12 protein-coding genes are annotated in these 14,246 nt (G+C 69.7%); 7 read left to right on the forward strand and 5 right to left on the reverse strand.

Annotated elements, in window-relative coordinates:
* Positions 1 to 51 precede the first annotated feature (51 nt).
* The 3 genes from A5789_RS02020 to A5789_RS02030 are packed head-to-tail and all read left to right on the forward strand — an operon-like array spanning position 52 to position 3,194.
* A complete protein-coding gene (locus A5789_RS02020) occupies positions 52 to 894 on the forward strand; it encodes an enoyl-CoA hydratase/isomerase family protein (RefSeq protein ID WP_064910580.1) in 843 nt (280 codons plus the stop codon).
* The gene (locus A5789_RS02025; protein ID WP_064905382.1) at positions 887 to 2,032 is read left to right on the forward strand and encodes a thiolase family protein; all 1,146 of its coding nucleotides are present in this window, start codon (positions 887 to 889) and stop codon (positions 2,030 to 2,032) included. Before A5789_RS02020 ends, A5789_RS02025 begins: the two co-directional genes overlap by 8 nt.
* Positions 2,033 to 2,045: 13 nt before the next feature.
* Entirely contained in the window at positions 2,046 to 3,194 is a 1,149-nt protein-coding gene (locus tag A5789_RS02030; protein ID WP_064905380.1) for an acyl-CoA dehydrogenase family protein, read from the forward strand.
* Positions 3,195 to 3,254: 60 nt separating this feature from the next.
* On the opposite strand, the gene bfr is transcribed toward A5789_RS02030, so the two are convergent.
* The 3 genes from bfr to A5789_RS02045 form a co-directional block, all read right to left on the reverse strand.
* A complete protein-coding gene (bfr, locus tag A5789_RS02035; protein ID WP_030516368.1) occupies positions 3,255 to 3,737 on the reverse strand; it encodes a bacterioferritin in 483 nt (160 codons plus the stop codon).
* 58 nt (positions 3,738 to 3,795) lie between these two features.
* Entirely contained in the window at positions 3,796 to 3,987 is a 192-nt protein-coding gene (locus A5789_RS35225; protein WP_063011840.1) for a bacterioferritin-associated ferredoxin, read from the reverse strand.
* A gap of 156 nt (positions 3,988 to 4,143) precedes the next feature.
* The gene (locus A5789_RS02045; protein WP_064905375.1) at positions 4,144 to 5,139 is read right to left on the reverse strand and encodes a GlxA family transcriptional regulator; all 996 of its coding nucleotides are present in this window, start codon (positions 5,137 to 5,139) and stop codon (positions 4,144 to 4,146) included.
* Between the two features lie 107 nt (positions 5,140 to 5,246).
* Between A5789_RS02045 and A5789_RS02050 the strand changes: the two genes are divergently transcribed.
* The 3 genes from A5789_RS02050 to A5789_RS02060 all read left to right on the forward strand — a co-directional run bounded on the left by A5789_RS02050 (position 5,247) and on the right by A5789_RS02060 (position 9,264).
* Entirely contained in the window at positions 5,247 to 6,560 is a 1,314-nt protein-coding gene (locus A5789_RS02050; protein ID WP_369817552.1) for an MFS transporter, read from the forward strand.
* Positions 6,561 to 6,605: 45 nt separating this feature from the next.
* Positions 6,606 to 7,988: a serine hydrolase gene (locus A5789_RS02055; protein WP_064905373.1), complete on the forward strand. Its 1,383-nt coding sequence runs from the start codon at positions 6,606 to 6,608 to the stop codon at positions 7,986 to 7,988.
* Positions 7,989 to 8,157: 169 nt separating this feature from the next.
* Entirely contained in the window at positions 8,158 to 9,264 is a 1,107-nt protein-coding gene (locus A5789_RS02060; protein WP_063018409.1) for a hypothetical protein, read from the forward strand.
* A 114-nt stretch (positions 9,265 to 9,378) separates the two neighbouring features.
* On the opposite strand, the gene A5789_RS02065 is transcribed toward A5789_RS02060, so the two are convergent.
* A complete protein-coding gene (locus tag A5789_RS02065; protein WP_064905371.1) occupies positions 9,379 to 10,260 on the reverse strand; it encodes a GyrI-like domain-containing protein in 882 nt (293 codons plus the stop codon).
* Between the two features lie 210 nt (positions 10,261 to 10,470).
* On the opposite strand from A5789_RS02065, the gene A5789_RS02070 reads away from it, so the two are divergent.
* Positions 10,471 to 11,355, forward strand: coding sequence for a universal stress protein (locus tag A5789_RS02070; protein WP_064905369.1), 885 nt, complete (start codon positions 10,471 to 10,473; stop codon positions 11,353 to 11,355).
* Positions 11,356 to 11,387: 32 nt separating this feature from the next.
* On the opposite strand, the gene mgtA is transcribed toward A5789_RS02070, so the two are convergent.
* Entirely contained in the window at positions 11,388 to 14,120 is a 2,733-nt protein-coding gene (gene mgtA, locus A5789_RS02075; protein WP_082940410.1) for a magnesium-translocating P-type ATPase, read from the reverse strand.
* Positions 14,121 to 14,246 lie beyond the last annotated feature (126 nt).

Raw genomic sequence — 14,246 nt, forward strand, 5'->3', positions numbered from 1 at the left:
GTCATGCCGGTGGCGGTGGGCGTGGCCGCCGCCCGGAACGGGAGCACCGTCATGGTCTCGCATGACCCGGTCCTGCACTGCGCCGATCACGCGGGTGTGCGGACGCTGACCTTGAATCGGCCGCATCGCAAGAACGCGATCGACGCCGAACTGTGGGCGGCGCTGCAGGACGTGCTGCGCGCCACCGCCACAGACCTGGACGTGCGCGTGGTGGTTCTCACCGGCACGGGTGGTGAATTCTGTTCCGGCGCCGATATTTCCACGCCCGACAACACCCATCCGACCTATCGGATGCGGGCGCTGACCGAGGTGGCGCTCGCATTGCACGAACTACCCATGCCGACCGTGGCGAAGGTGCGCGGCGTGGCCGTCGGTGCCGGGTGGAATCTCGCCCTCGGCTGCGACTTCGTCGTGGCGACCCCGCGGGCCCGGTTCTCCCAGATCTTCGCCCCGCGCGGGCTGTCCCCGGATCTCGGCGGCACCTGGCTGCTGCCCAAGATCGCCGGACTGCAACAGGCGAAAAGGCTTGCGCTGCTGGGCGAGACGATCGACGGCGAACAGGCGCGCGAACTGAACCTCGTGACGTGGCTGTGCGAGGACGCCGAACTCGACGGTTTCGTCGACGACCTGGCGGCACGGCTGGCGGCGGGGCCGCCGGTGGCGCTGGCCCAGACCAAGGCCCTGCTCAACGAGGGCGCCGACCGCAGTCTGCGGGAGGCGCTGGCCGGGGAGGCGCGGGCGCAGGGGATCAATTTCGCCACCGCCGACGCACCGGAGGCGTTCGCGGCCTTCGCCGAGAAACGCCCGCCCCGGTTCACCGGCCGCTGGACGGTCACCAGACCGCCGATCCGCCGTGCGGATCGGCCCGACGACGAAGGTCGAACAGATGCGTGAGGTAGTCATCGCCGCGGCGGTCCGCACCCCGATCGGCAAACGCAACGGCGCCTTGGCCGATATCCACCCCGTGGACCTGTCCGCGCTGGTGCTGACCGCATTGGCCGAGCGCACCGGTCTGGATCCGGCGCTCGTCGACGACGTGATCTGGGGATGCGTCTCGCAGGTCGGCGACCAGTCGTCGAATATCGGCCGCTATGCGGTCCTGGCCGCGGGCTGGCCGGAAGCGGTTCCCGGCACCACGATCAACCGCGCATGCGGATCCAGCCAGCAGGCAGTCGATTTCGCGGCCGCCGTGGTCGGCTCGGGACAGCAGGACCTGGTGATCGCCGGCGGTGTGGAAGTGATGAGCCGGGTGCCGCTGGGCTCGGCCCGCGCCACCGGGATGCCGTACGGGCCGAAAGCCCGTGCGCGCTATCACGATTTCTCCTTCGACCAGGGGATCTCGGCCGAACTCATCGCCGAGAAGTGGGGCTTGTCCCGTACCCGCCTCGACGACTACGCCGCGCGCTCGCACGAACTGGCGGCCGCGGCCGTCGACCGCGGGGCCTTCGACGACCAGATCGTCGACGTGCCCGCCGGTTCGGCCACGGTCGGCGCCGACGAGGGCATTCGCCGCGGCACCTCCGCCGATACGCTGGCCCGGCTGAAACCGGCCTTTCGCGCGGACGGGGTGATCCACGCCGGCAACTCGTCGCAGATCTCCGACGGCGCGGCCGCGGTGCTGATCACCACCCCGGACAAGGCCCGAGACCTGGGCCTGACACCGCTGGTCCGCTATCGCGGCGGCGCGGTGACCGGCGCGGATCCGGTGCTGATGCTCACCGGCCCGATCCCGGCGACGGAGAAGGTGTTGCGCCGGTGCGGGCTGTCGCTCGCCGAGATCGGCGTGTTCGAAGTGAACGAGGCGTTCGCGCCGGTGCCGCTGGCCTGGCTGGCCGAAACCGGCGCCGACCTCGTCCGGACGAATCCGCTGGGCGGGGCCATCGCGCTCGGCCATCCACTCGGCGCCTCGGGCGCGGTATTGCTGACCCGCATGATTCATCACATGCGCGACAACGGTATTCGCTACGGCCTGCAAACCATGTGCGAGGGCGGCGGCACCGCCAACGCCACCGTCGTCGAACTGCTGAACTGATCGGAGGACCGGCGTGCGCCGAGAACTGTTCACCGCCGACCATGAATCGTTTCGGGCACTGGCCCGCGAATTCATCGACAAGCATGTGGTCGAGAACTACCCGGACTGGGAACGCGCCGGCCGGATGCCGCGTGAAATCTTCACGCGGCTGGGCGAATCGGGCCTGCTCGGCATCGCGATTCCCGAGGAGTACGGGGGAGCGGGGCTGCGCGACTACCGCTACAACGTGGTGCTGCAGGAGGAGGCGGCGCGGGCGCTGGTCACGCTGTCGACCGTGCGCACCCAGTTGGACGTGATCCTGCCGTACTTCCTCGACTACGCCGACGCGGCCCAGCGCGAGCGCTGGTTTCCCGGCCTGGCGTCGGGCCGGCTGCTGACCGCCATCGCCATGACCGAACCCGGCACCGGATCCGATCTGGCCGGGGTGCGGACCACCGCCGTCCGCGACGGTGACCACTACGTTCTCAGCGGAGCCAAGACGTTCATCACCGGTGGGCTGCTGGCCGATCTGGTGATCGTGGTGTGCCGGACCTCGACCGATCCGGACAACCGCCGGCACGGGCTGACGCTGCTGGTCGTGGAGGACGGCATGCCCGGCTTCTCGCGTGGCCGGGTGCTGGAGAAGATGGGCTGCAAGGTGCAGGACACCGTCGAGCTCTCCTTCGACGAGGTGCGGGTGCCGGCGGCGAACCGGCTCGGTGCGGAGGGCGCGGCATTCGGCTACCTCGGCCACAATCTGCCTCAGGAGCGGCTGACGGTCGCGGTCGGATCGGTGGCGCAATCGCGCGCCGCGCTCACCGCCACCGTCGACTATGTGAAGCAGCGCAAGGCATTCGGCACGCCGGTCGCCTCGTTCCAGAATACGAAGTTCGAACTGGCGGCCATGTCCGCCGAGATCGAGGCGGCCCAGACCATGCTGGACCGGGCGGTGGCCGACCTGGTCGACGGGGAACTGTCCGGGGCCGACGCCGCGCGCGTGAAGCTGTTCTGCACCGAGATGCAGGCCCGGGTGGTCGATCGCTGCCTGCAGCTGTTCGGTGGCTACGGCTACATGATGGAATATCCGATCGCGCGGCTCTACACCGATGCCCGGGTGGCCCGCATCTACGCCGGAACCAGTGAGGTGATGAAGACGATCATCGCCAAATCACTGGCGTTGTAGGCGCTTTCGGCGCACGAACACCCGGCCGCGATGCGTCGGCGGCCGGGTGCTGTGACGGCGTCAGTCCCCTTCGGGGGTATCGGTGTAGCGCTGCAGATAGAGCTGTTCGCCCAGCGTGCTCAGCAGTTCGAGTTCGGTTTCGAGGTAGTCGACGTGACTTTCCTCGTCCTCGAGGATCGACTCGAAGATGCGGGCGGAGGTGACGTCACCGCGCGAGCGCATCAGCTCGATACCGCCGCGCAGCCGGGTCACGGCCTCCATCTCGATCTCGAGGTCGGCGCGCAGCTGTTCCGGGACGGTCTGGCCGATCCGCAGCGGGTTGAGCTTCTGGTAGTTCGGCAGACCTTCGAGGAACAGGATCCGATCGGTGAGGACTTCGGCGTGCTTCATCTCATCGAACGATTCGTGGCGCGTGTGCTTGGCCAGCTTGGGGTAGCCCCAGTTCTCCTGCATCTTGGCGTGCAGGAAGTACTGATTGATCGCCGTGAGTTCGGCCGTCAACTGCTCGTTGAGCAGCGCGATGATTTCCTTGTCGCCTTCCATGATGTGTGATCGTGGCACAGATCACAGATCAGGGGAATGAGCGGGGTGCGTGTCGGTGTCAGGCAGCGGTCGACTCTGCCGGTGCGTCGGTGCGCGCCCGGCCTATCGCCTCGGCCAATCGGGCGGTGCACGAGCCGCAACCCGGCTTCCAGCCACAGGCCTTCTTGACTTGTCTGGTCGAACAGGCGCCGGCGGCGACGCAGGTGTGCACGTCCGCTTCGGAGACGGCATTGCAGATGCAGATGTACACGGTCGGCCTCGGATGCTCTGACGACAATTGCAGGGTCTTTTCGAGAGGTAAGCCTCGCCTAAACAGGTAACCCTTGCCTAAGGTAGCACCCGGGTAGCGGGGGTTGTCAATGGGTCGGCGCGCGCGTCGCGGCCATGCTCCGGGCCGGGGACGTGCTTACCGCGCGACCGGCTGCTCTCGCTGCGCCCTCGGCTGCCGGAAGGTCCTGCGATAGGCGATCGGCGCGACGCCGAGCTGAGTGCGCAGGTGGTGGCGCAGCGAGGCGGCGGTGCCCATACCGGCGGCCCGCGCGACCTCGTCGACGGTGAGTGCCGTGGTCTCCAGGAGATGGCGCGCGTGGCGCATCCGCTGGTGCAGGATCCAGGCGCCGGGTGCCGTGCCGGTCTCGGCCTTGAAGCGGCGGGTGAACGTGCGCACGCTCATCCGGGCGTGTGCGGCGAGGGTGGTGAGGTCCAGATCGTCGCTCAGTCGCGCGAGCGCCCATTCCCGGGTGGCGGCGGTGCTTTCCGCGCCCGGATCGGGGACCTGCTGTTCGATGAACTGAGACTGCCCGCCTTCACGCCACGGCGGCACCACGCAGTGGCGGGCGGCCCGGTTCGCGGCCGCGCTGCCGTGGTCGGAGCGCACCAGATGCAGGCACAGATCCACCCCGGCCGCCAGACCCGCTGCGGTGCAGACATTTCCGTCCTCGACGAACAGCAGATCCTCGTCGAGCCGCACGGCGGGAAACAGGGTGCGAAAGTCCGCCGCGTATTTCCAGTGGGTGGTGGCACGGCGGCCGTCGAGGATGCCCGCCGCGCCCAGCACGAACGCGCCGGTGCAGATCGAGACGATGCGCGCATCGGACCGGATCGATGCCAGCGCATCCGTCACCGCGGGCGGCAGGACGCCGTCGCGGCGCGGGCCCGGCATGGTCGTACCCGGCACGATCACGGTGTCGGCGTGGGCCAGCAGGTCGGCGCCGTACGCCGGCGTGACGGCGTAGCCGTTGGTGGACGGGATCGGGGACCGGTCCAGCCCGCAGATCCGCACGTCGTAGAGCGAGGAGCCGTCGTCGTCGGTCGCTGCGCCCAGCACGGTCGGCGGAATCGTCATATCGAAGCCGACGATGGGCGCCAGGGCCAGGACTGCCACCAGATGTGGATCGGGCACGGTCGTCTCCTCGTCGCGGCGCAGGAATGGCTGAATCTTTACGCATTATGGCATTCAGGCCACTCGTCGGCGACCGCGCGATTCGGCACGCTCGCTCGGTGACCGAAATTCGCCTCACCGACCACATCCCTTCGCCGCCACCAGAGCAGCCCACGCCCCGATTCGCGCGTCGTCCGCATCCCGCGTGGATTGTCGCCGCCGTCGGCTTCGTCGCCCTGCTGGGCGCGGCCGCGTTCCGCTCGGTGCCCAGCGTGCTGATGGATCCGCTGCACGAGGAATTCGGCTGGTCGCACGGCACCATCGGCGCCGCGGTCTCGGTGAATATGCTGCTGTACGGGGTGATTTCGCCGTTCGCGGCCGCGCTGATGGACCGATTCGGCATTCGGCTGGTGGTGGCGTGCGCGTTGCTCCTCGTCGCCGCGGGCAGCGGGCTCACGGTCTTCATGACCCAGCCGTGGCAGTTGATGGCGACGTGGGGGCTGCTGGTCGGCGTCGGCGTGGGATCGATGTCGATGCCGTTCGTGGCCACCATCACCGGACGCTGGTTCGTCCGGCACCGCGGCCTGGTCACCGGTGTGCTCACCGCGGCCGGCGCCACCGGACAGCTGGTGTTCCTGCCGCTCGTCTCGATGCTGGCCCGCGACCACGGCTGGCGGGCCCCGGCGCTGGTCGTCGCCGCGACCGCCCTGGCCGTGGTGCCGCTGGTGGTGCTGTTCATCCGTGACTTCCCCGGCGATATCGGACGTACCGCCTACGGCGCCGGCCCCGGCAGCGACGCGGGCCTGCGCACCGCGGCGGCCGGTGGGGCCGCGCGGGCGCTGACCGTCCTGGCCGCGATCGTGCGCCGGCCCGTATTCTGGCTGCTGGCAGGGGGTTTCGCGATCTGTGGCGCCTCCACCAATGGATTGATCGGCACCCATTTCGTCAGTGCCGCACACGATCACGGCATGCCGCCCACCACCGCGGCCGGACTGCTGGCCACCGTCGGCATCTTCGACGTCGCGGGAACGATCGCCTCGGGCTGGCTCACCGACCGCATCGGCTCGCGGTACCTGCTGACGATGTATTACGCGCTGCGCGGCCTGTCGTTGCTGATTCTGCCGATCCTGTTCGCTCCCGATGTGCGGCCGAGCATGTGGGTGTTCGTCATCTTCTACGGTCTGGACTGGATCGCGACGGTGCCGCCGACGGTCGCGCTGTGCCGCGAACACTTCGGCGCCGACGGGCCGATCGCCTTCGGCTGGGTGTTCGCCTCACATCAGATCGGCGCCGCGATCGCCGCTTCCGGGGCCGGCGTCATCCGCGACGTGCAGGGCAGCTACCAGCCGGCCTGGTTCATCGCCGGAGGTCTGTGCGCGGTGGCGGCGGCGATGTCGCTGAGCATTCGCCAACCGCGTCCGCGAGAGGCGCTGGCGCAGTAGAGTTTCAATCCCGGCTTCACCGTTCCCGATGAGGGAGGTCGTGCAGTGCCCGTGGTTTCCGTGCCGTTCCGGCCCCGGCTGATCGCCGGGGCGTTGGCCGGCGTCGCAGTTCTGTTCGTCGCCTGCGGGTGCGGATCGTCGTCGAAACCGGCGCCCGCGAGCACCTCGTCCGCCGCGGCGACCACCTCGCCGGCCCCCGCCGTCCATCCCCTCGACGAGCCCACGCTGCGCGGCATCGTCGAGTCGGTGGCGCGTCCGGCGTCGGTGCCGGGCGTCGTGGCGTTCGTCCGCACCGCCGCCGGCGACGTCGGCACCTCCTACGGCACCCGCACCTTCGGCGGCGGCCCGGCGGTCACCGCGGCCGACCACGTGCGCATCGGATCGCTCACCAAGACCTGGACCGGCACGGTCATCCTGCAACAGGTGCAGGAACACAAGCTGGCCCTCGACGATCCGGTCTCGAAGTACCGCACCGATGTGCCCGGCGGCGCGGCCATCACCATCGCCCAGCTGCTCGACATGCGCAGCGGCCTCTACAACTACAGCGAGACCCGGGAACTCGCCGAGGCCATGGACGCCGATCCGGGCCGGGTGTGGCAACCCGACGAACTGCTCGCCATGGCATTCGCGCACCCGCCGTATTTCCCGCCGGGACAGGGCTATCACTACTCGAATACCAACACGATCCTGCTGGGGCTGATCGCCGAGCAGCTGGACGGCAAACCGCTCGAACAGATCATGCGGGATCGGCTGTTCGGACCGCTCGGGCTGACCCAGAGCTCGTTCCCGGCGCGCACGTCGGCGGCCATACCCGACCCGCATCCGCAGGGGTACATGTACGGCACCAACGTCTTGACCATGGGATCTCCACCGGCGCTGCCGCCCGAGATGCAGGCCGAGGCCAAGGCGGGCCGGCTGCTGCCCGGTGATCGGACCGCGGACAATCCCTCCTGGGGCTGGGCCGCGGGTGCCGGGATCTCCACAGTCGGGGACCTGGCGACCTGGGCCGAGGCGCTCACCGACGGCAAGGTCCTCGACGCCGACATGCAGGGCCGGCGCATGAGCAGCCTGCAGGCGACCGATCCGGCCAACCCGCCGGAGGCGCCGCAGTACGGTCTCGCCATCGCGAAATTCGGAGCGCTGTACGGACATACGGGCGAGCTGCCCGGCTTCAACACCTTCGCCGGATCCGATCCGGCGCACAAGGTGACCGTGGTGGTGTGGGCGAACCTGGAACCCACGGCCGACGGCAGCGCGGCCGCCACCGAGATCGCCAAGCACATCATCGAGCACCTCTACGGAACGGGCGCCGCGACGACCACCACCGCACCCGCCACGACGACCCCGGCCACCGCCACGACGGCCGCCACGGCCCCGGGCAGGCCGGCCCCGCTGTCGCCGACCGCCACGCCCGCACCCGGCCGGTGAGTCGTCGAAACGAATGCAGCAACGTTTCGGCATCCGATACTCGGATGCGTACCGGCCCGTGCCGATGTCCAGTAGCGTCGATGTGGTTACGAATTGGCTAACGATACGGCCGGTATCCGGCACGGCCCGTGCACCCGTCGCACAGTTCGGGCAACGAAGGAGGATCGAAGTGCTGCACACCGACATCCCGACCCGCCGCGAGATCGAAACCCTCGCCGAATGGACCGGCCCCTGGTCGGTGTCGATCTACCTGCCGACCGAAGCCGCCACCGCGAATCCGGAGGCGAACCGGATCGCGTTCGGCAATCAGGTCCGGGAGGCGGTCGAGCTCGTCACCGATGTCGACAGCCGCGCGGCTATCGCCGAACAGCTCGACGATCTGGCCGAGGACGTAGATTTCTGGCGCTTCCAGTCGCACACCCTGGTCGTGCACGTATCCCCGCAGCGCATGTGGACCTTCCGGATCCCGAACCGTCTGGGTGCGGCGGTCACCGTCTCCGACCGGTTCCTGCTCAAGCCGTTGCTACGAGCTGTCACATTCCCGCAGTCCGCATTCGTCCTGGCGCTGGCCGAGGGGTCGGCGCGGCTGGTCGAGGTGACTCCGGACCGACCGGCCGAGGATGTCCGGGTTCCCGAAATGCCTACCGGCGCCGTCGATTTCGCGGGCGAGCCCATGGACGATCGCGCGCCCAAGCGGCGGTTGACCGACAGCGAGAGGAAGAAGGTGCTGGCCCGGCAGTACGCGCGTGCCGTCGACCGGGCGCTGCGTGACATTCTCTCCGGACGCGACACCCCCCTCATCCTGGCGGCGGCGGAGCCGATCGACGCGATCTACCGCTCGGTCGCCACCTACGCGGAACTGCTCGACGACGGAATTCCCGGCAACCCGGAACGCCTGTCGGATCAGGACCTGGCCGACAAGGCCCGCCACATCCTCGACGGCCACTACGCGGCGCAACTCGCCGATCTGCGTCAGCTGTTCGACAAGCGCCGGAGCGAGGCCCGGGCCACCGCCGACCTCGCCGACATCGCCCGCGCGGCCACCTTCGGCATCGTGCAGACGCTGCTGGTCGATATCGACACCGCCGTGCCCGGCACGGTCGCCCCGGATACCGGCGCGATCGAATTCGGTCCCCCCTCCGAGACCGAGATACCGGGGATCCTCGACGAGATCGCCCGCCGCGCACTGCTTTCGGGCGCACGGGTGCTGGCGGTGCGCAAGGCCGATATTCCGGACGAGGCGTCGGCCGCCGCCATCCTCCGCTACTCGATGTGACCGAATCACCTGCCCGGCAACATCTTTCGTGATGAGCATCGGCTTGCTGCCAGGGGTAGCGGTGGTGGCGTCGTCGCCGTTGGCGGGCCGTCCACTCACCGCTCGTGTGCGGGCCTAGCCGTCGGTCGCGGTCGCCGTCGCGGCGAGGGCGTCGATGGCCGTGATCAGGTGGCGGCGGCTGTCGGCGGCGAGGGTCAGGAGGTTCTCGTCGCCGAGTGCGCGGGCCCAGATCGTCGGGTCGAGGGCCTCGACGACGACGGTGTCGCAGCGCTCCCGGACGACCACCGGATGCGGCACGATCATGTCGGCCCGGTCGTCGCCGGCGAGTTCGGCCGCGAGCAGATTGCGGCGGCAGATCTCCAGGATGGTGTGGTGGGCCAGGCGCCTGGTGCGGCCGTCGTAACGCGCCGTGTTCAGGTCCACCTCGGCGAGGATGGTGAAACCGTTGGACCGCAACGCGTTCCGGGTCCGATCCAGGGCGGTGTCGAAGTCGGAGAGCACCCGGGTGACGATCGTCGGCGAGGGGGCCACGGGCAACCGGATCTCGGTGACGAGTTGACGCGGGTCGCTCACCTCGTCGGGACCGACGAGATAGACCTCGGTCGGCGGGCCGGTGACCCGATAGGCGTTGCGATCCACCCATTCGGCCAGGCTGCGGTAGGCGGCGCCGAGATCGCGGTAGCCGCCGTGGTGGCAGGCGCGCGCCACCGTCGTGCCGGGTGTGACGAGCACTTCCGCACCCGAGGCCAGACTCAATTCGGCGGCGGGCTCGACCGGCACGCGAAAGTCGACGCTCGTCGCGATCGCCGATCGTTCGGTGTCGGTGTAGGTGATCGCGGTCGGGCCGCTGGCGGTGAGGCCGGATCGTGCGACGGTCGCGAACAATTCGCGCATACCCGCGGTGATGTCCTCGCCGGGCCGATCGGCCCGGATCGCGCGAGGTAGTCGCAACAGGGCTTGTGGCGGCACTTCGCACACGTCCACCCGGTAGTCCATGGCGTCCTCTTTCTCGGTGTCTGTCTCGACAATGCCCGCGGCCACGCGCGTGCGCGAGGGACCAAGGACCTGTCCTGGCGGGACGTCCGCGCCGATTTCGCCCAGGCGGACGACCGCGGACGAAGTCGGCCTGCGGTGGCGACTTTCGGCCCTAGATCGACGGTCGGCGCGGCCGGACGATCGGAACAGGTCCGGCAGCAGGAGGCGGCGATGAGCAGTGACAACGGGACCGAGCGGACGATCGTCGCGGCGGTCGACGGATCCGGTACGGCGCTGCAGGCGGTGCGGTGGGCGGCGGCCGAAGCGGGCGTGCGCCGCTGGGGTTTGCGGATCCTGCTCTCCTCGGCCTCGGCGCCGCGGACCGGACTCAGCGCGATGGAGATCGTCGGCGGCCGGGAGTGGTTGTACTGGAACGGCGAAGGCGTGCTGTCGGAGGCCGCGGCGATGGCCCGGCATGTGGCCGACGGCGTGGACGTCACGACCGAACTGACCGCGGATCCGGTGATCGACACGCTCGTGGAGCGCTCGGCGAGCACGCCGATGATCGTGGTCGGCAGCCACGGCCGCGGCGCGGTCCGGCGCGCGCTGCTGGGTTCGGTCAGTTCGGCGGTGACGCGACAGGCTCGGTGCCCGGTCGCGGTCGTCCACCGCGAAAGCCTGTTCACCGTGGGCGAGGACGCGCGACCGGTGGTGGTCGGCGTCGACGAGGAGGGGACCGCGGTCGGCTGCGCGTTCGAGGAGGCGGCGCTGCGTGGGGTCGGTCTGGAGGCCGTCCGGTGCTGCGACGACGAGGTCGGGGGATTCGTCCTGGACGGAGAACTTCAGCAGTTCCGCGCGGACGAGACGCGGGCGCTGAACCGGCAGTTGGATCCATGGCACCGCAAGTATCCGGACGTCCCGCTGGAAACCGAGGTGATGTTCGGCGGGCCCGCGCAGGTCCTGCTGGAACGAGCGCGTGACGCGCAACTGCTGGTGGTGGGCCGGCACCGCTGGACCGGCCTGGTCGGAACCGCGATGCGGTCCACCCGCGCGGCGGTCCTGCATCGCGCCCACTGCCCGACGCTCGTGGTGCCCGAGCACGTGGAGCCGGAGTAGATCCTCGGCCGCTGCGCTGCACCGACACCGAATCAGCTGGGCGACAGCAACATTCGGATCCGGTGACGCCGGTTCGCGCGATGCGTCCGAGGCGGCGTCGCGTCGATCGGCGAGCGCACCCCCCGGACGCTGAAGCGCGACGCTCGCCGCTGTACCCGGCGACCGGACCGCGGCGGGTGGGCCGGCGTCGGTGCCGGCGTGCGGAAGAACCACCGCTTGGCGGCCTCGGCGAGAACCAGATAGACCAGCACCGTCGCGGCCAACGCGGCGAAGAACGCGGCGGGCAGCGGGGTGAGGCCGAGATCGGGCGCCACCGGCGTGTACGGCAGCACCACACCCACACCGACCGCGGCGAGCACGGCGAGAAGCAGCGGAATACTCGGCCGGCTGCGGTAGCTGGGACTGCGGCGGGTGCGAATCACGAACAACACCAGCGTCTGCGTGCACAGCGATTCGACGAACCAGCCGGTGTGGAACAGCTCCGCGCCGGCATGGAACACACCGAGCATCAGCGCGAAGGTCGCGAAGTCGAACACCGAACTGATCGGGCCGAAGACGAGCATGAAACGCCGGATCAGGCCGATATCCCAGCGTGCCGGGCGGGCGAGTTGTTCCGGGTCGACCGTATCGGTCGGGATGGCGAGCTGGCTGGTGTCGTACAGCAGATTGTTGAGCAGGATCTGTCCCGGCAGCATCGGCAGGAACGGCAGGAACGCCGAGGCGCCGGCCGCGCTGAACATATTGCCGAAATTGCTGGACGTGCCCATCAGCACGTATTTCATGGTGTTGGCGAAGATCCGGCGCCCCGCCATGACGCCGTCGGCGAGGACCTGCAGATCCTTTTCCAGCAGCACGATATCCGCGGCGTCCTTGGCGATATCGGTCGCCGAGTCGACGGAGACGCCGACGTCGGCGACATGCAGGGCGAGCGCATCGTTGACCCCGTCGCCGAGGAAGGCGACATCGCGTCCGGCATGTCGTTGCAGGCGGACGATCCGCGCCTTCTGTTCGGGGTCGACGCGGGCGAATATTGTTGTGGTGGGCAATAATTCGGTCAACGCGTCGTCGTCGAGACGATCGAGGTCCGTGCCGGTCAGCGGCCGGCCGGGGTCCAGGCCGAGGTCGGCGCACACCCGGACCGCGACCGCGGGATTGTCGCCGGTGACCACCTTCACGGTGATGCCCAGGCCGGCCAGACGCCGCAACGCGTCGCGCGCACTCGCTTTCGGAGGATCGAGGAAGACCAGGAAGCCGCGCAGTGTCAGCTCGCGCTCGTCGTCGGTGGTGAGGCGATCGGCGCGGACCGCTGTCCGAGTCGCGACGGCGACGATGCGGTGACCGGCCGCGAACTCGGCGTCGAGGGCGGTGCGAGCGGCCTGCGGGACGTCGCGGCAGCGCGCGAGCACGGCCTCCGGGGCGCCCTTGGCGATGATCGTGGCGGTGCGGTCCGGGCCGGCGACGAGAACCGACACCATGCGGCGGTTGTGGTCGAAGGGCAGGACCGCGCGGCGGACGAAACCCGCTGCGGCAGCGTGTTCGGCCGCGCACGCGCTCCACAGTGCCGTGTCCAGCGCATCGGCGCCGGCCTGGCGTCCGTCGTGGACGGTCGCGTCGGTGCAGGCCAGACCGTAGACCACCGCCTCGTCGCCGGGAGAACCGTCGGCCGCCAGCGCGCGCAGATATTCGATGCGCCCTTCGGTGAGGGTGCCGGTCTTGTCGGTGAACAGGACCTCGATATCGCCGAGGTCCTCGATGCAGACCATCCGCTTGACCAGTACCTTGCACCGCGCGAGCTGCCGTGATCCGGCAGCGAGGCTGGTGGATACCACGGCGGGCAGCAATTGGGGTGAGATGCCGACGGCGATCGCCAGCGAGAACAGCAGGGCATCGAGGATCGGGCGGTGCAGGGCCAGGTTGATCGCGAAGATGCCGGCGGTGAGGGCGGCGGCCACCCACACCAGTAGCATCGAGAACTGACGGAGCCCGATCTGGAATTCGGTGTCGGGCTGTCGTTTTCCCAGGCCGAGGGCGATCCGGCCGAACTCCGTCGCGCCTCCGGTGGCGACGACGACCCCGCGCCCGTGGCCCGCGGCGACGACCGTGCCCATCAGGGCGCAGCACGACAGCTCGGCGACGCCCGACTCCGGTGGCACCGGGCCGGTCGATTTCTCGACGCTGTCCGATTCGCCGGTGAGCACCGATTCGTCGCACTGCAGCCCGGTCGCCGACAGCAGCCGCACATCCGCCGGGACCAGCTGCCCGGCCCGCATCTCCACCACATCGCCGGGGACCAGATCGACCACGTCGACCGATGCGGGCCGGCCGTCGCGAATCACCGTGGCGCCGTGGCGGATCCGCTCGTGCAGCGCGTCGGCGGCGCGTTCGGCGCGAAACTCGTTCACCGCCCCCAGCCCGACCGACACCAGCAGGATGACCCCGATGACGACCGCGTCGGAACGTTGACCGACGAAGAACGACACCACCGCCGCGACCCCGAGCAGCAGCAGGAGCGGCGAACGCAACTGCCGCGCGACCACGGCGAGCAGCCGGGCACGATGCGTGCGAACAGCGTTGGGGCCGAGCAGGTGACGTCGGCGCGCGGCTTCCGTGCTCGTCAGACCGGTGTCGGTAGTGGTCACCGCGGCCAGCACCTGTGCCGGCGTCGAGGTGGCGGCCGATGTCGCCGGCAGCGGGCCGATCGACGGGGCGGCATCGGTCGGGGACGTGGCCGTCGAGACGACCGCTCGCACGGCGGCACGATTCATACCTCGATGGTTGTCGGAGCCACCGGGATTCGCCAGGGACCAAAGACTCTGCCGGATTGCTACGGCGGTCACCGCCGCTGCCGCTCGGCGGCCGGGGACCGGTGGCCGTGCGGATGAGGACTTGTG

The organism is Nocardia sp. 852002-51101_SCH5132738 (genome assembly GCF_001665695.1).
Classification (GTDB): Bacteria; Actinomycetota; Actinomycetes; order Mycobacteriales; family Mycobacteriaceae; genus Nocardia; species Nocardia nova.

Bases quoted from the DNA above. Each gene is read 5' to 3' on its own strand.
- A5789_RS02020 (WP_064910580.1), top strand. From the start codon at position 52: ATGGTCTCGCATGACCCGGTCCTGCACTGCGCCGATCACGCGGGTGTG.
- A5789_RS02025 (WP_064905382.1), top strand. From the start codon at position 887: ATGCGTGAGGTAGTCATCGCCGCGGCGGTCCGCACCCCGATCGGCAAA.
- bfr (WP_030516368.1), bottom strand. From the start codon at position 3,737: ATGGAAGGCGACAAGGAAATCATCGCGCTGCTCAACGAGCAGTTGACG.
- A5789_RS02065 (WP_064905371.1), bottom strand. From the start codon at position 10,260: ATGGACTACCGGGTGGACGTGTGCGAAGTGCCGCCACAAGCCCTGTTG.
- A5789_RS02070 (WP_064905369.1), top strand. From the start codon at position 10,471: ATGAGCAGTGACAACGGGACCGAGCGGACGATCGTCGCGGCGGTCGAC.
- mgtA (WP_082940410.1), bottom strand. From the start codon at position 14,120: ATGAATCGTGCCGCCGTGCGAGCGGTCGTCTCGACGGCCACGTCCCCG.